At 64.6% G+C, this 21,749-nt stretch carries 19 protein-coding genes; 9 read left to right on the top strand and 10 right to left on the bottom strand.

The window, feature by feature from the left end:
* Positions 1 to 203 precede the first annotated feature (203 nt).
* From VQ045_RS06665 to VQ045_RS06625, 9 genes are all read left to right on the top strand, one after another.
* Positions 204 to 848, top strand: a complete 645-nt coding sequence (locus VQ045_RS06665) for an exopolysaccharide biosynthesis protein (protein ID WP_331829536.1) — start codon at positions 204 to 206, stop codon at positions 846 to 848.
* 235 nt (positions 849 to 1,083) lie between these two features.
* A complete protein-coding gene (locus VQ045_RS06660) occupies positions 1,084 to 1,383 on the top strand; it encodes a virulence factor (protein WP_331829535.1) in 300 nt (99 codons plus the stop codon).
* Entirely contained in the window at positions 1,380 to 2,279 is a 900-nt protein-coding gene (locus tag VQ045_RS06655; RefSeq protein ID WP_331829534.1) for a methylenetetrahydrofolate reductase, read from the top strand. Before VQ045_RS06660 ends, VQ045_RS06655 begins: the two co-directional genes overlap by 4 nt.
* 51 nt (positions 2,280 to 2,330) lie before the next feature.
* Positions 2,331 to 3,284, top strand: a complete 954-nt coding sequence (locus VQ045_RS06650) for a methyltetrahydrofolate cobalamin methyltransferase (protein WP_327646569.1) — start codon at positions 2,331 to 2,333, stop codon at positions 3,282 to 3,284.
* A 175-nt stretch (positions 3,285 to 3,459) separates the two neighbouring features.
* Positions 3,460 to 3,819, top strand: coding sequence for a hypothetical protein (locus VQ045_RS06645; protein ID WP_331829533.1), 360 nt, complete (start codon positions 3,460 to 3,462; stop codon positions 3,817 to 3,819).
* 117 nt (positions 3,820 to 3,936) lie between these two features.
* Entirely contained in the window at positions 3,937 to 6,006 is a 2,070-nt protein-coding gene (locus tag VQ045_RS06640) for an ASKHA domain-containing protein (RefSeq protein WP_331829532.1), read from the top strand.
* Positions 6,007 to 6,112: 106 nt separating this feature from the next.
* Positions 6,113 to 6,481 (top strand): DUF6481 family protein, encoded by a 369-nt coding sequence (locus VQ045_RS06635; protein ID WP_327625103.1) that lies wholly within the window; start codon positions 6,113 to 6,115, stop codon positions 6,479 to 6,481.
* 21 nt (positions 6,482 to 6,502) lie between these two features.
* Positions 6,503 to 6,835 carry a hypothetical protein gene (locus VQ045_RS06630; protein ID WP_331829531.1) on the top strand — a complete coding sequence of 111 codons (333 nt, stop codon included), beginning with the start codon at positions 6,503 to 6,505 and terminating at the stop codon, positions 6,833 to 6,835.
* A 232-nt stretch (positions 6,836 to 7,067) separates the two neighbouring features.
* Positions 7,068 to 8,063, top strand: coding sequence for a GlxA family transcriptional regulator (locus tag VQ045_RS06625; RefSeq protein WP_327625101.1), 996 nt, complete (start codon positions 7,068 to 7,070; stop codon positions 8,061 to 8,063).
* A gap of 26 nt (positions 8,064 to 8,089) precedes the next feature.
* Here the strand turns inward: VQ045_RS06625 and VQ045_RS06620 are convergent, their stop codons facing one another.
* The 10 genes from VQ045_RS06620 to VQ045_RS06575 all read right to left on the bottom strand — a co-directional run bounded on the left by VQ045_RS06620 (position 8,090) and on the right by VQ045_RS06575 (position 21,658).
* A complete protein-coding gene (locus VQ045_RS06620) occupies positions 8,090 to 8,986 on the bottom strand; it encodes a DUF1194 domain-containing protein (RefSeq protein ID WP_331829530.1) in 897 nt (298 codons plus the stop codon).
* 110 nt (positions 8,987 to 9,096) lie between these two features.
* On the bottom strand, positions 9,097 to 11,610 hold the full coding sequence (locus tag VQ045_RS06615) for a GcvT family protein (RefSeq protein ID WP_327646564.1): 2,514 nt from the start codon (positions 11,608 to 11,610) through the stop codon (positions 9,097 to 9,099).
* A gap of 80 nt (positions 11,611 to 11,690) precedes the next feature.
* Positions 11,691 to 12,911, bottom strand: a complete 1,221-nt coding sequence (locus tag VQ045_RS06610) for a hypothetical protein (protein WP_331829529.1) — start codon at positions 12,909 to 12,911, stop codon at positions 11,691 to 11,693.
* A gap of 64 nt (positions 12,912 to 12,975) precedes the next feature.
* Entirely contained in the window at positions 12,976 to 14,430 is a 1,455-nt protein-coding gene (locus VQ045_RS06605; RefSeq protein WP_331829528.1) for an aspartate aminotransferase family protein, read from the bottom strand.
* Positions 14,431 to 14,447: 17 nt separating this feature from the next.
* Positions 14,448 to 15,461, bottom strand: coding sequence for an NAD-dependent epimerase/dehydratase family protein (locus tag VQ045_RS06600; RefSeq protein ID WP_331829527.1), 1,014 nt, complete (start codon positions 15,459 to 15,461; stop codon positions 14,448 to 14,450).
* The gene (locus VQ045_RS06595; RefSeq protein ID WP_331829526.1) at positions 15,458 to 15,895 is read right to left on the bottom strand and encodes a transporter; all 438 of its coding nucleotides are present in this window, start codon (positions 15,893 to 15,895) and stop codon (positions 15,458 to 15,460) included. The genes VQ045_RS06600 and VQ045_RS06595 overlap by 4 nt, the downstream gene beginning before the upstream one ends.
* 181 nt (positions 15,896 to 16,076) lie before the next feature.
* Positions 16,077 to 17,393 carry an FAD-binding oxidoreductase gene (locus VQ045_RS06590; RefSeq protein WP_331829525.1) on the bottom strand — a complete coding sequence of 439 codons (1,317 nt, stop codon included), beginning with the start codon at positions 17,391 to 17,393 and terminating at the stop codon, positions 16,077 to 16,079.
* Positions 17,386 to 18,822 (bottom strand): UbiA family prenyltransferase, encoded by a 1,437-nt coding sequence (locus VQ045_RS06585; RefSeq protein WP_331829524.1) that lies wholly within the window; start codon positions 18,820 to 18,822, stop codon positions 17,386 to 17,388. Before VQ045_RS06585 ends, VQ045_RS06590 begins: the two co-directional genes overlap by 8 nt.
* Positions 18,823 to 19,042: 220 nt before the next feature.
* The gene (locus VQ045_RS06580; RefSeq protein WP_331829523.1) at positions 19,043 to 20,089 is read right to left on the bottom strand and encodes a histone deacetylase family protein; all 1,047 of its coding nucleotides are present in this window, start codon (positions 20,087 to 20,089) and stop codon (positions 19,043 to 19,045) included.
* Positions 20,090 to 20,221: 132 nt separating this feature from the next.
* Positions 20,222 to 21,658, bottom strand: coding sequence for a coniferyl aldehyde dehydrogenase (locus tag VQ045_RS06575; RefSeq protein WP_331829522.1), 1,437 nt, complete (start codon positions 21,656 to 21,658; stop codon positions 20,222 to 20,224).
* Between the last annotated feature and the right edge of the window lie 91 nt (positions 21,659 to 21,749).

The following is a 21,749-nucleotide window of genomic DNA, read 5'->3' as shown; positions in this document are numbered from 1 at the left end:
GCCCATCAGCGCCAAAATGCCGAAAAGTTCATTGCCCCTGCATCGAGGGCCGCGTAACGTTCAACCCGGCATCGCCGCTCAACGAAGTTCAACAAACTTCGGGACATCCCCGGGGGAGGCCGTGCCGGCGGTTTGGCATTGCCTGCCTCATGCCATTCAGCTCCGCGATCCGTTCCGCAAACCCAGTTTACCGAGTATCCACCGTGTCACCCGCCGCCTTCTCAAACATTCGACGATCGCTGCGGCGACGCGGGGCCAAGCGGCAGCGACGCATCTCCGCCATTCTGCGGGGCTACACCCATCGCGACCGGACCGGTCCGACGCTCGGCGAATTGTCCCAGGCCTTCGATTCGCGAGCGTATGGGGCATTCTTCATTCTGCTCGGCGGGCTCAATCTGGTTCCGCTCCCGCCGGGCGCCTCGCTGCTCTTCGGCATCCCGCTCATGCTGTTCGCGCTGCAGCTCGCGATCGGCCGCCACCGGCTCTGGCTGCCTGGCCGTGTCCATCGCATCCGCCTCAGCGCCGACACGCTCGGCATGGGGATGCGCAAGATCGGACCGACGCTGCGCTGGATCGAGCGCCTCGCACGGCATCGCTATTGGCCCGAGCCTGAATGGGTGCTGCTTGTCGCGGTCGGCTGGTTCTGCTTTCTGATGGCGGCACTGGTGGCGCTTCCCTTTCCACTGACCAATATGGCGCCCGGCGTCGCTATCGCTCTCGCCGGAGTGGCGATCACCGCCCGCGACGGTCTCTGGCTGATTGCCTCCATCCTTCTCGGAGTAGCATCGGTCGCCGTTCTGGGCGGTGTCTACGGTGCCGCGACCCTCGCGGTCATGCAGATTTTCTGACCGATCCGGCCGGATGGCGCGTGCCGGACAGGGTCGAATTTGGCACTGGTTGGATTCGGGGGCCTCGGCCAAGCAGCGGCTACGTCGCCATGGCCACTCGATCGCTCCCGATCCTCAAAAAAATCTCCGGATCGCTCGTCAGGCGCCGAATGTCGCAAAGCCGCCGCGCGTCGTCGCGTCCGGCATATCCTCCGACAGCGTCTCCCGGCACATTGCCGGGCGTGGGAGATGCGGCATGGCCGAAACGCAAATCGTCTATTGGCGGGATATTCCCGCCCAGGTGATCGTCCGCCAGGGCCGCAAGGCGGCGCGTCGCGAACTGCCGATACGCTTCATCGAGGCGATCGACCGCTGCGCCATGCGCGTCGGCGCCCAGGATTCCGAGGCCTATCTCGCCGAGTGGCGACGCGACAGCGCGGCCTGCGAAGCGGACGACCTCGAAGCCGAGGCCACGAACAGATTGACCGAACTCGATCAACGCTACGACCGGGATCGCCTCGCGGCGCTGGTCGCCAACGAGGGGCGTGAGCCATGATACAGGATCTGCCGTTGCCGCGGCATCATATCCCCGCCTCGATCGAGGTCGCCCCCAAGCAGGCGCTGGAATCGCGCGAGTTGCCCGATCTGTTTCCCGCCGGAACCAAGGTCTATCTGACCGATGTCGGTGTCGACTCCGTCAAGGATTTCATCCGCGCGGTGAAACGAATTTCCGACCTCGGCTATGCGCCGGTCCCGCATATTCCGGCGCGCCGCATCCGCAGTCGCGACGAATTGGAGACCCGTATCCGGGCCTATGCCGAAGAGGCCGGCGTCGACGACATGCTGGTGATCGGTGGCGGCCTCGATCGTCCGGCCGGACCGTTCACCTCGACCATGGAGATTCTGGAGAGCGGCCTCTTCGACCGCTACGGAATCCGCGATGTCGGTGTCGCCGGCCATCCCGAGGGCTCGCCCGACTTCTCGGCCGCGACCGCCGAAGAGGCGTTGCGGCTCAAACGCGATTTCGGCGAGCGCACCGGGGCGCATATGCGCATCGTTACCCAGTTCGGTTTCGACGCCGACGAGTTCATCAGCTGGTCGCTGGCCATCCGCGAGGCCGGCATCGGCCTGCCGATCCATTTGGGCGTTGCCGGACCCGCCAAGATCACCACGCTGATCAAATACGCCGCGATGTGCGGTGTCGGCAACTCCGTCGCCTTCCTGAAGAAGCGGGCGCTGGCCCTGACCGCGCTCGCCACCACCCATTCACCGGAAGCAGTGGTCGGGCCGATCGAGCGGCATTGGCAGGCGACGCTGGACTCTCCCGTCCGGCAGATTCATGTCTTTCCCTTCGGCGGCCTGGTGAAATCCGCTGAATGGCTCACCGAGCGCGGCTCCTGGCCGAACCAAGCCTCGTCCTTCAGCCGCGACCTCAAGCTCCAGCACGGCTGAGCGCCAGCCGAACCGAATCTTCCTTCAGCCTCTTCACCGGAAAGACCGCCCATGACCCGTACTGTCGTCGCCTCCGCCAAGAGGGAGATCGTGATCGGCTTCGACGAACCATTCTGCGTCATCGGCGAGCGGATCAATCCGACCGGGCGCAAGAAGCTCGCCGCCGAAATGGTCGCCGGCAATTTCGACACCGTCACCAGGGACGTGCTGGAGCAGGTTGCCGCGGGCGCGACCATGCTCGACGTGAACGCCGGGGTCACCGCCGTCGACCCGAATGTCTCGGAGCCGCCGCTGCTGGTTCAGACCATCCGCCTCGTCCAAAGCCTCACCGATCTGCCGATCTCGATCGATTCCTCGGTGTCCTCCGCCATCCGGGCAGCGCTGGAGGTCGCCGAGGGGCGGCCCTTGGTCAACTCCGTCACCGGAGAGTTGGAAAAGCTCGAGGCGATCCTGCCCCTGATCAAGAAATACGACGTGCCGGTCGTCGCCATCTCCAACGACGAAACCGGCATTTCCGAAGATCCGGACGTGCGCTTCGAGGTCGCGAAGCGGATCGTCCGGCATGCCGCCGACTACGGCATCAAGCCGTGCGACATCGTCGTCGACCCGCTGGTCATGCCGATCGGTGCGATGGGCACGGCGGGCCGGCAGGTCTTCGCCCTGGTGCGTCGCCTGCGCGAGGAGCTCGGCGTCAATACGAGCTGCGGCGCCTCCAACATCTCCTTCGGCCTGCCGCACCGCCACGGTATCAACGCCGCCTTCTTGCCGATGGCGATTGCCGCCGGCATGACCTCGGCGATCATGAATCCCTGCCGGCCGCAGGAGATGGAGGCGGTTCGCGCCGCCAACGTTTTGATGGGCAACGATCCGTCCTGCGGAAGCTGGATCCGCAACTACCGCGATGTCCAACCAGCCGCGACGATGGTCGCAGCCGGTTCAGCCGCCGCGCCATCCGGCAGCGGCCGGCGACGCGGCGGTCGGGAAGCCCGGATGGCGCAGTCCTGATGGCGGCCGGCGGCTCGGCGAGCGCCGCATCAAAGGCTACGGACCGTCCGCGACCGGCGTTATTCTTTTCGCAAGTGCGAAATAAACTTGGCCGCTGCTGCGACTGTTTGGTGTCGCCGAACGTTTCTCGCGGGACAGTCCCCACCGAAGGGACACCCCGAAAGGAATTCGCTTGATGACCCGCCGCCGCCTGTCGCTTTCCGTTGCTCCCAAGAGCAGCTCCGAAATGTCGACGCTGATGATGCTGTCACCCTTCGTGATCGGCAACCGCATGATGCAATTCTGGATGTCGGCCGCTTCCCCGACGGCCACGGACCACGATGAGATGTCGCGCATGGTCGCTGAGAAGCTGCAAGCGGCGGGCGAGTCGCTCGTCGCCATGAATATGGCCGCGATGGAAGCCGTCACCGAGGCCACGCTCGGCGCCGTGACGGGACGCGGCAGCCATTCCAACCATGGCGACGCGATCCTGTCCGCCGGCCTGAAACCCTATTCCCAGCGCGTGCGCGCCAATCGCAAGAGATTGTCGAAGTGACATGTCCGCGGCTTTCCGGCGCTGATGGCGCGTCCGTCAGCGCCCTCATCCTGAGGTGCGAGCGCAGCGAGCCTCGAAGGGCGAGGGCCGGCACGGTTCCAGGCTGATGGCGGCACGATGACCCAGCAAGATCCCCTCGTCCTGTTCATGCCGTCCGGCCAGCGCGGCCGCTTCGCGAAAGGCACGCTGGTCATCGAGGCGGCGCGTTCGCTCGGCGTCTATGTCGAGAGCGTCTGCGGGGGGCGCGGCATTTGCGGCCGCTGCCAGATCGAGGTCGCCGAGGGTATCTTCGCCAAGCACAAGATCACCTCGGCGGCCGATCACCTCTCGGCCTGGTCGGCCAAGGAAGAGCGCTATGCCGCCAAACGCGGCCTGAAGCCCGGCCGCCGGCTCTCCTGCTCCACCACAATCGAAGGCGACCTCGTAATCGACCTGCCGTCCGACATGGCGGTCAACGCGGCGGTCGTCCGCAAGGCGGTCGACACGCGCGAATTTCCGCGCGACCCGGCGATCAGGCTGCTTTACGTCGAGGTCGTCGAGCCCGACATGCACGCGCCGCTGGGCGATCTCGATCGCATTTTCGTGGCGCTGGAAAAGGATTGGGGCATCTCGGCGCCGATCGTCGATCCGGGGATTCTTCCCCATGTCCAGAAGACGCTGCGCGACGGCGCCTGGAAGGTCACCTGCGCAATCGCCCAGGATCGCGACGACGAACGCCCACGCCTGATGGGACTCTATTCCGGTCTCAAGAACGAGGCCTACGGCATCGCCGTCGATATCGGCTCGACGACGATCGCGCTGCATCTGTCGTCGCTCTTGTCGGGCGCGACCATTGCCTCGGCCGGCACGCCCAACCCGCAGATCCGCTTCGGCGAGGATCTGATGAGCCGCGTCTCCTATGTGATGATGAACCCCGGTGGCCGGCCGGAAATGACCAAGGCGGTGCGCGAGGCGATCCAGAGGCTGGTCGAGGAGGTCGCGACCGAAACCAACGTAGACACGGCCGACATCATGGATTGCGTCTTCGTCGGCAATCCGATCATGCATCATCTCTTCCTCGGCATCGATCCCACCGAACTCGGCCAGGCGCCCTTCGCGCTGGCCGTGTCGGGCGCTCTGGCCGTGCCGGCCAGCGACCTCGATCTCAGCCTGCATCCGGCGGCCCGCGCCTATCTCCTGCCCTGCATTGCCGGCCATGTCGGCGCGGACGCGGCGGCCGTCACGCTCTCGGAAGGCCCGCATCGCCAGGACGAGACGATGCTCGTCGTCGATGTCGGCACCAATGCCGAAATCGTGCTCGGCAACCGGCAGCGGCTTCTGGCCGCTTCCTCGCCGACCGGTCCGGCCTTCGAAGGCGCAGAAATTTCCTCCGGGCAGCGTGCCGCGCCGGGCGCCATCGAGCGCGTTCGCATTGATCCGGAGACGCTGGAGCCCCGCTTCAAGATCATCGGGGTGGATGGCTGGTCCGACGATCCGGGCTTTGCCGCCGCCGCGCAATCGACCGGCGTCACTGGCATTTGCGGCTCCGGAATCATCGAGGTGATCGCGGAAATGTTTCTCGCCGGCATCATCACCGAAGACGGAATCATCGACGGATCGCTTGCCGCCCGCTCGTCCCGCATTGTCCCGGAGGGGCGCACCTTCGCCTATGTCCTCCACGCGACGTCCGCCCGGACGATCAGCATCCTGCAAACCGACGTGCGCGCTATCCAGCTCGCCAAGGCGGCGCTTTACGCCGGCATCAAGCTGCTGATCGACAAGTTCGGCGCTGCAGGTGAGTCCGACACCATCGACCGCATCGCGCTGGCCGGCGCCTTCGGCTCCTTCATCGAGCCGAAATACGCCATGGTCCTCGGACTGGTGCCCGACTGTAACGTGGAAAAATGTGGCTCGGTCGGCAATGCGGCGGGCGCCGGCGCGCGCATGGCGCTGTTGAACCGGTCCTATCGCCGCGAGATCGAGGCGGTGGTCAAGCGCATCCAGAAGGTCGAGACCGCGCTGGAGCCCGCCTTCCAGGATCATTTCGTCGCCGCCATGGCGTTTCCGAACAAGCGCGACGCCTATCCCGAACTGGTCAAGGTGCAGAGGCTGCCCAACCGCGATGCCGAGGGCCGGCCGATCCGGCGCTCCGGCGAAGCCGAAGGTGACGCGCCCCGACGCCGTCGCGGCGGTCGCCCTCCCCGTTGAACCAGACCGTTGCGATTGACGCGGCGCCGCTGGCGGCTTATCCCCCAAGGCGTCGACGCCCGAAAAACGAGCGAGCGAACCCTTTTCCACGAATTACGATTGGTCCATGTCAGTTTTGAAACCCAAGGGTGCGGATTTCGTCGAACGCCGCACAGCCGCGCAAGAAGCGAAAGCCGCCCTTCTCGAAAAGATGAAGGCGAAGCAGAACGACCCCGCCGCCGAAGCCCGCCGCGCCGAGCGCGCCGCCATCGTCGCGGCTCGCGAGGAGCGTCAGGCCAAGAAGCGCGCCGAGGCCGAAGCCAAAGCCCGCGAGGCAGCCGCTCGCAAGGCCGAGAAGGAAGCCGAGCGCCTGGCCGCGGAAGAAGCCGCCAAGGCCGAGAAAAACCGGCCGATGGCGCAGATGGTCGCCGACGAAGCCGCCCGCAAGGCGGCCCGCGACGCCAAATACGCCGCTCGCAAGGCCCGCAAGAAGTAGAGTAGCGATGAGGCTTTTGCCATGACCCTGCTGGGAGCATTGTCGAATATCGCGGCAATCCTCACGGCGACGGTCGCGGTATGGGCTTTTGGTCGATACGTGTGGGAACGCCGTCAGAAGCGTCTGCGCCTCGAGCAGTATCTGCGCGACGAAAAGACGGCTGGCGGCGGTCAGGGCAAACGTACGCTCCTGCATCTCGTGGCTCATCTGGGAATGAGCGAATCCGAGCTCATGGACGCCGCCTTTCGCAGCAGATGTGTCAGGCGACGCCTCGGCGTCGATGCCCAAGGCCGCGCCGACCGACTGCTGCTCGAATATGACAGCGGCAATCCCGAAGACGATCTGCCGGGATAATCAGCCCACCGACAATTTGGCTATGCTCCGGCCTGAAAGTGAAAGACGTCGCTTGCGCGCGGAAACAATCCCGCGCAATCTCGCGCGATTCGACCGCGTGGTCGCAATGTCGTGGAAGCGAGACCATCGCCGGTCGCGTTAGGGTCGGAGGCATTTGCCGATGAGGATCGCGTCAGCCCCGACTGGTCAGCCGCGCTTTGGGAGCGGCCAAACGACCAGAATTGACGATACGATGAGCGAGGCCGCGCCCAAGCGGACCATCGTGTTTCTGCTCGTTCCGAATTTCTCCATGATCGCCTTCGCGACCGCGATCGAGCCGCTGCGGATCGCCAACCGCATCGTTGACCGCGAGATTTATCGCTGGCGCCTCGCCTCGACCGACGGCGCGCCGGTGCGCGCGTCGAACGGCGTCGAAGTGGCGGTGACAAGTTCCGTGGAGGCTGAGCGCCGGGCGCTGCCCGGCGAAAGACGGCCATCCATGGTCTTCGCCTGCTCCGGCGTATTGGTCGAGGATTTCTCCGACAAGGCGGCCTTCTCCTATCTGCGCGAGGCCCATCAGCGCGGCATCTCTGTCGGCGGCCTGTGCACCGCCGCCTGGATTCTCGCGCGGGCGGGTCTCCTCGCCGACCGCCGCTGCGCCATCCATTGGGAGAACATGCCGGGCTTTGCCGAAGCCTTCCCGCGCGCCGACGTCTATGCCGATCTCTTCGAGATCGACCACAACATCTACACTTGCGCCGGCGGCACGGCCTCACTCGACATGATGCTCGCCCTGATCGGCGAGGACCAAGGCGAGGACGTGGTCAACCGGGTCTGCGAGCAGGCGCTGACCGACAGAGTGCGCGGCCCGCAGGACCGGCAGCGACTGCCGCTGCGCGCGCGGCTCGGCGTTCAACATGCCAAGGTTCTGCGGGTGATCGAAATCATGGAAGCCAATCTCTCCGATCCGCTGTCGCTGGTCGAGATCGCCCGCGCCGTCGGCCTCTCCCGCCGGCAGGTCGAGCGTCTCTTCGACAAGGAGATGGGCCGCTCGCCAGCGCGTTACTATCTGGAGATTCGGCTCGATCGAGCCCGGCACCTGCTGATGCAATCGCAACTGCCGATCGTCGAGATCGCCGTCGCCAGCGGTTTCGTCTCCGCGTCGCATTTTTCCAAATGCTACCGCGAACTCTATTCGCGCTCGCCGCAGCAGGAACGGGCCGGACGCGCCGCGCCATCTCCGGCCTGATCGGGGGCGCCTCCCCCGGCCCTGCCCTACTGGAAATCCTCGATCCAACGTTGCTGGCGCTGTTGCCACAGCCGTTCGCCGATCAGACAGTCGGCGGCCGAGGCGTTCTGCGCTGGAATAACGGTTGCTGGGTCATTCGCTTGATCGTCGGGCCAGCTGCCGGCGAGTTCGAGCACCAGTTTACGGCGCACCGCCTCGGGAAACTGCGACCAATCGTTGACCGGGATGATGAAGGCCGAGGGTCCCCCGATCACACAGTTCGTATAATAGCGGTCGAGATCGGGGATCGAACTCCAGCCGAAGCCTCCGCCTGACGTCATCAGCGGCAGGCCGTTGATCGTGATGCCGCGGGCGACCGCCGCATCGCGCGCGGCGGTGACCATGCGCCCCTGATTGTTCGGTCCATCGCCGGAAATGTCGACGACACGCCGGCGACCATCGAAGCCGTTGCGATCGAACAGTGGCGCGATGAAATCGAGCGCGGATGCGATGGAGGTTCGCCGCTGGCGCTCCGGCTCCTCGCTTGCCAGACGATAGGCGAACGCTTCAGCGCTCGCCTTGGAATCGATCAGCGTCCACGGCACGAGGATCGATTGGGAGAACATCCCGGCCCACTCTATATAGGTAACCGCGACCCGGCCGTAGCCGCCTTCCATGATCGCTCGCTGGACCGGCTCGCTACGGAATGCCGCGGCATATCCTTCCCGCTGGATCTCCTGCTCGCCATGATCCATCGACCATGAGACATCGACCGCGAGGACGAGTTCGACGTCAACTTTCTGGCCTTCTTGTGGTGCCCGTTGGTCGTTTGTACCCAAGTCGCCAAGGCTACGCAGTTGCGCCGTCGCCGACGCAAAGCCATCTATCCCCGCGATGACCGCGAGGAGGAAGACAGCGACGAAGGCGACGAGTCGGCAGCGCATGACGAAATCGTCACGCCAATTGCGCCATCGCGCAAGACAAAAAATTGTCACGATCCGCCCGACCTGTGCACCTGCCGGACTATCCGGTCCGACCGCGAGAGTGCCTGTGCTTATCCGCGCAGCCGCTCATTGTTCGGATCGAACGGGCTCTCGCCGACCACGGTCGCATCGTGAAGCGTACCGAGGATCTTGATCTGGAGCCGCGTCCCCTCGCCCGCGTGTTCCGGCTTCAGCATGGCCAGCGCCAGGCTCTTGCCAACCCGCCAGCCGTAGCCGCCATTCGTCGCCCGGCCGACCAGTTCCCCGTCGGCGTAGATCGGCTCCGAGCCGCGCGCGTCCGCGTCGCCGACGTCATGGACTTCAAGCGTCGCGAACTGCCAGCGCAGACCGGCCTCGCGCGCCTTGACCACCGCGTCACGGCCGATGAAGTCGCCCTTGTTTGGATGAACGAATCTCTCAAGACCGGACTCGAACGCATTGTATTCGATGGAGAGTTCGCGCGGCAATTGGCGATAGGATTTTTCCAGCGCCATGCTGCCCATCGCCCGGATGCCGAAGGGCCGGATTCCGAACTCCGCGCCGGCCTCCAACAACATGTCGTAGAGCGCGTTCTGCATTTCGATCGGGTGGTGCAACTCCCAGCCAAGCTCGCCGACGAAATTGACCCGCAGCGCGTCGAGGCGAACCGGCCCGACCGAGATGCGTTGGCCGGTCAGCCAGGGAAACGCCGCGTTGGTGAGATCCGTGCGCGTCAGCTTGGCGAGAACATCGCGCGAGCGCGGCCCGGCGATCACCAGGACGCCGAGGCGTGTCGTGGCCGGATACATCTGAACGCTGCCGTCGTCCGGCAGCGCCTTTTGCAGGATGTCGTGGTCGATGGATTCATAACCGCCGCCGGATACGAGATAATAGCTCTGCTCACCGGCCTTGAAGACGGTGAACTCCGAGCGCACGCCGCCTGCCGGCGTCAGTAGATGGCACAGCGCGATGCGGCCCGTCTTTTTCGGGATGCGGTTGGCGAGAAGGCCGTCGAGCCAACTCGCGGCGCCCGGCCCGGTGACGACGGCCTTGGCGAAGGGCGTCATGTCGAGCAGGCCCACTCCCTCATGCACCGCCCTCACCTCGTCGCCGACCAGCTCGAAATAGTTCGAGCGGCGGAACGACCAGCGTTCGCGAATCCGACCGGTGTGATCGACCGGCGCGTGGTTGTGCTTCATCAGGACATCGGCGCCGACGTCGAGTTCGGCCTCCGGCACCGCGTAGCCGTCCGGCGCGAACCAGTTCGCCCGCTCCCAGCCATAGACCGACCCGAACACCGCGCCGAGCGCCTTCTGACGCTCATAGGAAGGCGAGGTCTTCAACGGCCGCGCGGCGGCGCGTTCCTCATCGGGGTAGTGGACGGAGAAGACGTTGGCATAGGCCTCCTCGTTCTTGGCGCGGAGATAGCCCTCGCCCGCGTAAGGTCCGAAACGGCGCGGATCGACGCCGATCATGTCGACGGTCGGTTCGCCGTCGACGATCCATTCGGCGATCTGCCAGCCGGCTCCGCCGGCCGCGGTGATGCCGAAGGAATGGCCCTCGTTGAGCCAGAAGTTCTTCAGGCCCGGCGCCGGGCCGACGATGGGCGAGCCGTCGGGCGTATAGGCGATGGCGCCGTTATAGACCTTCTTGATACCGACCTCGCCAAACGCCGGCACACGCGCGATCGCGGTCTCGATATGCGGCATCAGGCGGTCCAGATCCTCCTGGAACAGTTCGTACTCGCTCTCCTTGTCGGGTCCGTCGAGATAGCAGCAGGGCGCGCCGACCTCGTAGGGGCCGAGAATGAGGCCGCCGTTCTCCTCGCGCATGTACCAGGAGGAATCGCTCTCACGCAGGACTCCCATCTCCGGCAGGCCCTGGCGCTTGCGCTCGACGATGGCGGGATGCGGCTCGGTGACGATGTATTGGTGCTCGACCGGGATGACCGGCACGGCGAGCCCGACCATCGCGCCGGTCCGCCGGGCAAAGTTTCCGGTCGCCGAGATGACGTGTTCGGCGACGATCTCGCCCTTGTCGGTGGTGATCTTCCACTCGCCGGAGGCGAGTTGTTCGATGGCTGTGACGGCGGTGTTGCGATGGATGGTGGCGCCGAAATCGCGGGCGCCCTTGGCCAGCGCCTGGGTCAGGTCCGCCGGCTGGATGTAGCCGTCTTCGGGATGCTGTAGCGCTCCGAGGATGCCATCGGTCTCGCAGAGCGGCCAGACTTCCTTCAACTCGTCGGGGCTGAGCAGTTTCACGGGCACGCCGAGCGTCTCGGCAACCCCGGCATAATACATATACTCGTCCCAGCGGTCCTTGGTGCGGGCGAGACGGATGTTGCTCACATTGGAGAAGCCGACATTCATGCCGGTCTCCTCCTGAAGCTCACGGTAGAAGCGCACCGAATATTTGTGCAGCTGGCCAACCGAATAGCTCATATTGAACAGCGGCAGGAGCCCGGCCGCGTGCCACGTCGAGCCCGAGGTCAATTCCTTGCGTTCAATCAGGACGCTGTCGGTCCAGCCCTTTTTCGCCAGGTGATAGAGCGTCGAGACCCCGACCACCCCACCGCCGATCACCACCGCGCGCGCCCGTGAATTCATGCCTGCCGCTCCGAGCTTAACCCTCACCGGCGGACACACCGCCTCTCGGGACCAACCCTAGCGGAATGCTCCGGGCGGTTTCAGCCTCTTTGCGACATCCGCGATGCCGCGCGCGGCGGGGGCAACTCCGACAGACGCGGTTTCCACGCTTCGAGCAGGATGATCGCGAAGGCCGCGACGAACATGAAGTAGACCCGATCGTCCGGCAGCGGGAAGGTGACAAACTTGCCGAGGAAGCACAGGACGATCGCCGTCAGCATCATGGCGGCGCGGCGCGCCGGCGCGCGGCCGTTGAGGACGAGCATCAGCCATCCCAAGAGCAGCAAAGCCATGATTGCCGGCCAGTTGTTCATGCGCAAGGCGACGCTGACCCCACGAACGACGCCGCGAAGATAGTCGATGACGCTGAACGCCGGCGAAAAACCCGCCATGTCGTTCTGCAGCGCCACGTTGGAGAAATAGAAATGCGGCCACCAGCCGGGGTGGCCCGCGGCTTGTGCGATCAGCGGATAGGCAACGACCGCCACGGCGAAGGCAGCAAGTGCCGGCAGCCGCGCGTAGCCGAAGGCCAGGGCCGCCAGCAGCAGCGCGAACAGGAAGATGATCCCGTCTGGCCGCACGAGGTACATGGCGACGAGAAACGGCACCGAGGCCCATGGCCGGTTCTTGATCATGAGATAGATGCCGACCAACCCGAACGCAGCCATATACATGTCCGGTGTCGCTAGCAGACCCATGTCGAAATAGCCGGCCAGCAGCAGAATCGGAGCAAGCAGCAGGCCGGATTCGGCAAATCCATGCCGAACCATCCAGAACAGGAGGAAGAGACCGACGGCAAGGGCGGAAAGGGAACTGACCAGGATCGTGGCAAAAACCGGATCGATGACGCGATCGAGCAAGCGGATCGTCTGCAGATAGCCGATCTTGACCCGGTACATCGGCAGTTGCGAGACGAAGTGGTCGGGGTTCTGCCACAGGTCGGCATTGTAGGCGTTGCCTTCGCTCAGTTCGTACCACTGCCCCTCGGACGCCCGCGCCTTGATGCCGGCCCAGGCCTCGCGGTGAAGTTCGACCGGATCACTGATGCGGTCCTCCAGCGAGACTGCGATGTAGGGTGCCATGTCCCAATTGTATTCGGGCTTGACCAGCGCGAAGACGGCCGTGGCCAGCACGACCAGTGCGAACACCGCGATTGCCGCGGCCCCGACGACGCGCGGCGACAGCAGGGCGCGCAATCGCGAGCCCAGATGGCGCACGGGTTGCCAATCGACCGGCGTCGCGATGTTCTCGGCAAGGCTCATGGCTCAATCCGTCGCGGGTGCTGAAACGAAGATGGCGACGCCGCGCGAGCGCGGCGTCGGCTGGTCAGGTCATTTGCGACTTGATGAAGTCCTTGACGATCGCGACGATGCCGCGTGCCAGCAGCGCATCGAGCGCGTCGCAGAACTGGTCGACATGCTCCTCGCCGCAAATCAGCGGTGGCTCCAGCCGGATGACGTTGCGGTTGTATTCGGTGAAGGCGACCAGCACATCGTAGTCGCGCAGGAGCAATGCTCCGATGAAGCCCGACAGCGAGCCTTTGAGCTTTTCGTCGAGGATCGCCACCATCGGGCGCAGTGCCAGCGGCAATGTGCGCGAAAAATCATGGAACTCCAGGCCGACCATCAGCCCCTGGCCCCGCACGTCCTTGATGATCGAGGGGTAACGCGACTTGATCTCCTTGAGGCGGGCCAGCAGATGCGCCCCGACCTCGTCGGCATTGCCGATCAAATCGTCATCATAGAGGACATTGAGGCCCTCGATCGCGGTGACGCAGGCTTCGCCGATGCCGCCGAAGGTGGCTTGGGCGTGGATCATCGCCGTCTTCGGCGAACCATAGGCCTTCATATAGACCTCGCGCCTGGCGATCATCGCGCCCACCGCCGCCTTGCCGGCGCCGAGCGACTTGGCAAGGGCGGTGACATCCGGCACGACGCCGTGATGCTCGAAGGCATAGAAGCGGCCGGTGCGCCCGTAGCCACACTGCACCTCGTCAGCGACCCACAGGACGTTGTGCTTGTCGCACAACGCCCGCACGCCTTGCCAATAGGCGGTCGGGGCGCCGATGATGCCGCCGCCGCCCTGCACCGTTTCCAGCACGACGACGCCGATGTCGGGATCGCTGCGAATGGCGTTGGTCAGCGCCTCGAGATCGCCGAACGGGACCTTGCAGGTGTTGCCGACCAGCTTGAACTCACCCTGGTAGAGCGGCGAATCCGTCAGCGAGAGGACGCCCTTGGTCTTACCGTGGAACGAATTCTCGGCATGGACGATCTTGCAGTTCTTGCGGCCCGAGGCGCGCTCGGCGACCTTGATCGCCGCCTCCATCGCTTCCGACCCGGACGAGCCGAGGAACACCATGTCGAGGTCGCCGGGCGAACAGGCGGCGAGGTTCTTGGCGAGCGCCGCCGCATATTGAGAGAGAAACGCGATCGCGATCTCGTGGCGCTTTTCGTTCTGGAAGCGCTGCCGCGCCGCCAGAATGCGCGGATGGTTGTGACCGAAGGCGAGCGAGCCGAAACCGCCGAAGAAATCGAGGATCTTCCGGCCGTTCTGGTCGATGTAATACATCCCCTCGGCGCTCTCGACCTTCACCTTGTTGAAGCCGAGCAGTTTCATGAAATGGAACTGGCCGGGATTGATGTGATCCTTGAAAAGGTCGGCCATCGTCTGCACGTCGAGCGCCTTGGCCTCCTCGACGGTCATGAGATCGGGTTTGGCCGGTCCGCGCCGAAAAGGCTCATCGAGCGCGGGAGCGGTGACCGTGGGGCGATCGAGCATATCGGCTCTCCTGGTTCTTATTCGGCGGCTTGGGTGAAAGCGGTGGAAGCGGTCTGACGGCCCTCGAACTTGGCCCGGTATTCCGAATAGGCGGCGATGAGCATGTCCTCGTCGCGATATTGCGGAATCCAGCCGAGATCGCGCTCGCCCTTCGACACGTCGAGGACGCAGAGCTCGTCGGCGATGAGATACTGTTCCGGATCCATCAACGGCACGTTCAACAGGTCGAGCAGGTCGAGCGTCCGCTTGACCGCAAAGCCCGGGGTCGGCACGAGAAGAGACTTCGAACCGGCGTGCTTGACCAGATCGCCGAGCAGGCGCCGCACCGGCGGCGGGTTGAGGGAACCCAGATTGTAGGCCTCGTTGGGCACACCGGCCTTCCAGGCGAGTCGCGCCGCTTCGGCGCAGTCGAACACCGAGATGAACTGATAGGGATTCTTGCCCGATCCTATCATCGGCACCGGCAGGTTGCGGTCGATCAGCTTGAACAGCTTTTCCAGAATGCCGAGCCGGCCCGGCCCGATGATCAGACGCGGGCGGAACAAGGTGATGTTCATGCCCCGCTCGCGCCACTCGCCTGCCAGATACTCGGTATCGAGCTTCGACTGGCCGTATTCGCCGAGCGGGGCTACCGGATGTTCCTCGGTCATCGGGTGGGTGACCGTATGGCCGTAGATCATGTCGGTGGTGAAATGCACGAGGTTCGGCGCGCCGACGGCATGCATGGCTTCGATGATGTGCTTGGTGCCGAAGAAGTTCACCGGATAGAAGAAGTCGTAGCGCTTGGCCCGCGGCATGATCGGCGACAGCATCTTGGCCGACAGATTGTAGACCATGTCGTCGGCGCCGATCGGCACGCGCCGGACCGCGTCCGTGTCGGTCACGTCGGTCGCAACGAAGGTACAGTTGCGATAGTGGGCCAGATCGCTCTTGCGGATGTCGGCGACGACGACCTCTTCGCCGTCCTGCACGAGCTTTTCGGCCAGGTGGCGGCCGACAAAACCGTCGCCGCCGAACAGGATATGCTTCATCGGGAAACCTCGTGTGCGGAGTCTGTGGAAAGTGCGGCGATGTCGCCCTCGCCGTGGATCTTGGAGCCGCCCTGGGCGATGAACACCGTGCCGAGGCAGATCAGGGCGATGCCGCCGACGCGCATGGCGTTGAGGTCTTCGCGAAAGACGAAATAAGCGAAGACGGCCACCACAACATAGGCGAGCGACAGGAACGGATAGGCATAGGACAGCTCGACCTTGGACAGGACGAAGAGATGCGAGGCCATCGATATGACGAAGGTGCAAAGCCCGAGGAAGACCCAGGGGCTGAAGACGATCTGCAGGATCTTGATCACCGGATTGACGCCGGCGAACGATAGGGTGCCGAGCTGGATCATGCCGTATTTCAGCATCACCTGCGCCGCGGCGTTGGTGAACACCGTGAACAGGATAAAGGGAAGAAACTTCGCCATCGATGCCGCCTTATCGGAATGAGCTACGTCTTCAACGCCGCCGCTAGAATGCTTCATAGTATAAATCTGTGAGATATGGGTTAAACTGGCTTGAATCAGGCGTATTTTGTGGAAATTCGCGATTTTTACGGTAAATATTTTATTGATACTGTCGGTGTAATTTTATATTTTTGTTGAGCGGTCAGCCGTCCCCTAGGGCAGCTCGCCTCCAGAAGTCCGAAACCATCGCTTGATCGCGGAGCGCTTCGAGTTCGCGCCAACGGGGAAAGCCGGCCGCGAAGGTTTCCGGCGACATGCGCGCGTCCTTATAGGGATTGACGGCGCCGCCGGCGTCGATGGTGATCCGGTCGAGCTCCGCCAACAAGCGCAGCGTTCGCTCGCCGCGATGGGGAAAGTCGAGGGTGAGCGTGTAGCCTGCGCGCGGAAAGCTGATCAGCCCAGGACTGACCTGCTCGCCGAAGCGCTTGAGCACCGTGAGGAACGAGCCGTGATCGTGGCGACGGGCGCATTCGATCAGCGCACGGACGGCGTCGCGGCCTGTATCCGGCGGCACGACACTCTGGTGCTGATGCAGCCCGCCCGGACCATAAAGCCGGTTCCACCCGCCGATCCGGTCAAGTGGATAGAAGAACTGATCGAACGGTACGATCTGCTCGGTCGTCCCCTTCCCGGCCTTGCGGAAATAGGCTTCGTTGAAAGCGCGCAGAGCCAGCCCCCGAAGCGGACTGAACGGTGGCGTGAACGGGACGCCCGCCAACGGTCCGCGGGCGATCCCGGTCATATCACCCTCCGCCGCATGGTTACCGGCGATCAAATGACCGCGGCCGAGCGAGGCGCCGCTGGCGAGCGAGTCGATCCAGGCGACGGCGTATTCGTGCCGCCTGTCGGCGTCCTCGGCGATCTCGAAATAGTCGTCCAGTCGATCGAAGCGCGTCGTCGTCTCGACGATCGACAGCGAAGGAACCTTGAGCAACCGGATCGTCGCGCGCCGGATCAGGCCGGTCAGGCCCATGCCGGAGATGGTCGCGGCGAACAGGCGCGGGTTGCTGGTCTTGCTGCACACGATGCGACCGTCGTCCGAGCGATCGAGATCGAAGGCCTCCACCCATTGGCCGAATGTGCCCCGGCGATGGTGGTTCTTGCCGTGAATGTCGTTGGCGATGGCGCCGCCGAGGGTGACGAACTGCGTTCCCGGCGTCACCGGCAGGAACCAACCTTGCGGCGCCACATGCCTGGTGATCTCGCACAGCAGCACGCCGGCATCGGCCGTCAGCAGGCCGGCGATCGGGTCGAAGGACTGGATGCGGCTCGCCGGGCGGCTGTCGATCAGCGTTCCGCGATCGTTATGGCAGCTGTCACCATAAGACCGACCGTTGCCGAACGGCAGGAAACCCCCGCCGTCGCCGCGGGCCGGAACGCCCGGCAATTTCGCCGCGTCGACGGCAAGGCGCTTTGTCGGCCGCAGCCTGCCCCAGCTTTCGTAAGCGACATCAGACATAGGCGGCGGCCAGGAACATGATCGCGCCGAGCCCGATCATCAACTGACTGCGCCAATCCCGCAGGATGAAGACGACCGGGTCCTCGTGCATCTCGTCGCGCCGGGCGAGAATCCAGATCCGCACGATGATGTAGAGAACCAGCGGACAGAGCGCCCAGGCCAGATGGGGCTCGGTGAATTGCTGGCGAACTTCCTTGCTGTCGACATAGAGCGCCAGGACGAGGACCGAGGCAAAGCCGGAAGCGAGACCGGCCTGGGCCAGCGTTTCCAGATCGGCATCGACATAGCCGCGACCGGTCTTGGAACGGTGCGCACCAGTACCGAAATCCTGAAGCTCGGTGAAGCGCTTCACCAAAGCGAGCGACAGGAAGAAGAACAGGGAAAAGGCCAGAAGCCAGAACGACGTCTCAACGCCGGAGGCTTCCGATCCCGCAATGATGCGGAGCGAGTAGAGCCCCGCCAGGACCAGGACATCGATCAGCAACATGCGCTTGATGAACAGCGAATAGGCGGTCGTCGTCACCAGATAGAGGCCCAGGACTGCGAGAAAGTGCTCCGGCAAAATCCAGGCGATCGCCAACGACATGACCAACAGCCCCGCCGCCAGTTTCAGTCCGGTGGGAATTGCCAGCGCCCCGCTGGCGAAGGGACGGTACCGCTTGGACTTGTGCTTGCGGTCGGCAGTGAGATCGACGAGGTCGTTGCCGATGTAGACCGCTGACGCCGCAAGCGAGAAGCTGACGAAGGCCAGGATAGCCCCGGCGAGCATCTCCAGATTGAAAAATTCCTGCGACAGTACCATCGGCACGAAGATCAGAAGGTTCTTCATCCACTGGTGCGGGCGCAGCGCCTTGATGGCGGGCCTCAGCCAGCCACCATCTTCGTCGATGCGATGCGCGCCGCTGCGCTTCTGCCAGCGATCGGCGGCCCGATCGGGCGCGACCACGGTCGCTTCATCCGCCTTGTCGAGCAGGCAGAGATCCTCGTGGGAATTGCCGAGATAATCGAAGCGGCCCTCGCCGCACTCGCTCATGATGCGGTCGAGTTTGCGTTCCGCCGTGAGATTGACCGTCGCGTCGGAGGCCATGACCGCGTCGAACACCCCCAGGTGATCGGCGACCGCATGGGCGAGCTTTTCGTTCGCGCCGGTCGCCAAAACAATGCGCCGACCGTTCGCCCGCGCTTGACGAAGTTGCGCGACGACATCTTCACGATAGGGAAGCAGTGCCGCGTCGAAATCCACCGCAGCGGCAAGTTCGGCCTTGAGACGCGCCTTGCCGGCGGCCAACCAGCGCGGGAGGCGATAAAGGATCTGCGGCCTTTGACGTAGCGCGAGAAACAGCGTCTCCCAAAGCAGATCGCTGCGGATCAGCGTTCCGTCGAGATCGACGAAGATCGTATTGTCCGTCTGCGGTGCTCTGGCGTCCAACGATCCAGCCCTCCTGCCGCGCCGCGCGGACAAGATGGCGCGACGTTCTCGGGACCGTTATGCGCGGCCGCGGTTTCAACGCGGTGAATTCTTGGGGATTTGCCGCCAGTTACCAAGAAGAACTTGCGAAGACGGTAAACAACAATTCAAGGCCATACCGCAGAGGCAAGCCGCGTTTGATGCCCCCGTCGCGGCCCAGCCTAACGGCTGCCGCGATCGGTTATGCCGCTACAAACGCCGCCACGAAGGCAGGCGCCGCCTCGGCCACCGCCGCGAGCGAGTAGCCGCCCTCCTGGACGATCACGGAAGGCAGCTTCAGGCGACCAAGGACGGAGCCGATCGCCGGATAGGCGTCCGTCGAGACATCCAGCTTCGACAGCGGGTCGTCGCGATGGGCGTCCCAGCCGGCGGAGATGACCAGCGCCTGCGCCCCGAACCGGTCCGCCGCCTCGGCCATGCGCTCGACCGCCGCGACGAAAGCCGCATCGCCGGCGCCGAACGGCAATGGCAGGTTCAGGTTGAAGCCCTCGCCGGGTCCCTCGCCGTGCTCGTCCGCATAGCCGAAGAAATGCGGATAATAGGCCGACGGGTCGGTGTGGACAGAGCCGACGAAGACATCGTCGCGGGCGTAGAAGATCGCCTGGGTACCATCGCCATGATGGGTATCGAAGTCGAGGATCGCGACCTTGGCGTAGCGTTGCCGCAGCTCCTGCGCGGCGATCGCCGCGTTGTTGAAGAAGCAGAACCCGTTCGCCCGGTCCGGATAGGCGTGGTGGCCGGGCGGCCGGCACAGCGCATAGGCGGCGGACTCCCCATCGGCGACAGCCCGGGCGGCTGCGACCGCGCTCCTCGCCGATGCCAGCGCGGCGTCGAAACTTCGCGCGGTCATCGCGCAGGACAGATCGCCGATATACCAGCCGGTCTGTCCCAGGATGCCCGTGGTCCTCGGTGCTGGCCGCGCTCCCAGCCGGGTGGCGCCCGAGAAATAGGGATGCACGTTGGGCAGGACTTCCGGCCCGGCATTCGGCAGCGCCTGAAATCGCGCGAAGGCGCCTTCGAGGAAGCTCACATAGTGATCCGCGTGAACGGCAAGCACCGGATCGAGACCGCAATCGCCCGGCGCCTCCGCCTCGGTCCCGAGGGTGCGCAACGAGGCGATCAGCGTCTCGCCGCGTTCGGGGTTTTCGAGCGGGCGCACCAGCCGCCCGTGAACGCCGTACTGGGTCGGCTTGTGGCCAAGCTGATCGGGGGTGAAGAACAGGCGCATGGGGCGAATCCGGGATTTGCGGTGAGACCTAATACCAAGCTACGACAGATTGAAAATCTCGAAGCGAGCAGGCGCGGGTCCTTACCGTACAGAAACCCGAGTGCCCATCGCGCGGATCAGGATGTCGGAACGTCAGCGCCGGCTCAACAGCCGTGACGCCATCCCGGCGAGTTTCCCCCAAGGGGGGCCGAGACGTTCGAACACGTTGAAAGCGCCGACCTTGTAAACCGATCGGACGTGGCTCAGGCGGCGAAACCCGTCAAAGCCATGATAGGCGCCCATCCCACTCGTCCCGACACCCCCGAAGGGTAGGCTGTCCTGTGCAACATGCAGCAGCGTGCCGTTGAGCGTCACCCCGCCCGACATCGTACCGTCGAGCACCTTCGCCTGCGCGGATTTGTCGTCGCTGAAACAGTAGAGTGCCAATGGGCGATCCCGTGCGGCAACGTAGCGGATGGCGTCGTCCAGGCTGTCGTAGCCGACGATCGGCAACACAGGACCGAAGATCTCCTCTGTCATCAGCAGGCTCTCCGGCGCCGCGCCGAAGACCACGGTGGGACCAATCTTGCGGCCGGAATCCGCGCCGGTGTCCTCGTGCGACAGCACGGTGGCGCCCTCGGAGCGGACTGTCTCGACGGCATCGCGAAGCCGTTGGTAATGCCGGTCGCCGATGATCGCCGAATAGTCGTCATTGCCCGCGATCGCCGGATAGGCGCGGCGCGCCGAGGCCATGACGGCCTCCGCGAAGGCAGCGATCTTGTCGTTCGGGACGAGCGCATAGTCGGGCGCGATGCAGGTCTGCCCGGCGTTGAGGAACTTGCCGAAGGCGATGCTGCTGGCGGCCTTGTCGAGCGGATAGTCCGGGCAGACGATCGCGGGCGACTTGCCGCCGAGTTCGAGTGTCACCGGCGTCAGGTTTTCCGCCGCCGCCTGCATGACCTTTCGTCCGACGGCGGTGGAGCCGGTGAACAGGAGGTGATCGAAGGGCAGGCTCGAAAAGCGCTGCGCCGCCTCGACGCCGCCGATCACCACGGCGACTTGCTCGGGGTCGAAACGTTCGGCGATAAGGCGCTGCAAAAGATCGGCAAAGCGCGGCGCCAGTTCCGACGGCTTCACCATGACGCGATTGCCCGCCGCCAGAGCGTCGACGAGCGGCGATAGGGCCAGCAGCAGGGGATAATTCCATGGCGCGATAATGCCGACGACACCGAGTGGCTCATGCCGCACCCAGGCGCTGGCCGGTTGGAACGCCAGATCGACATGGCGGCGCTGCGGCTTCATCCAGCCGGCGAGCTTGCGTCGGGCATACCGAATGGCCCCCAGGGTGGGAACGACCTCGAGCATGTCGGTTTCGTCGCGCGACCGATTGCCGAAATCCTGCGAAATCGCTTCTGCGATCGCGGACCGGTTGTCCGTCACCATGCCGCGCAGACGACCCAACGACTCCTGCCGCGCCTCCAAATCCGAGGCCGCTATCCGCCGGGATGCCTGACGCTGACGTTGGAATACAGCGTCCAAGTCATGGTCGGGAACGGCCCCGTCGGCGGTTGCTTCGGCATCCTGTGACATGGCGGGTCCAGCGTGTTCCGGTCGCGGTTGCTCCCGGTTTTATAACGGGAAAGGCAAAGCGCCAACCGCTACCATAGACCGGCGGCCCTGT

This window comes from Aurantimonas sp. E1-2-R+4 (assembly GCF_036549515.1).
Lineage (GTDB): Bacteria > Pseudomonadota > Alphaproteobacteria > Rhizobiales > Rhizobiaceae > Aurantimonas > Aurantimonas coralicida_A.
This window is presented reverse-complemented; position numbering and strand designations above follow the sequence as displayed.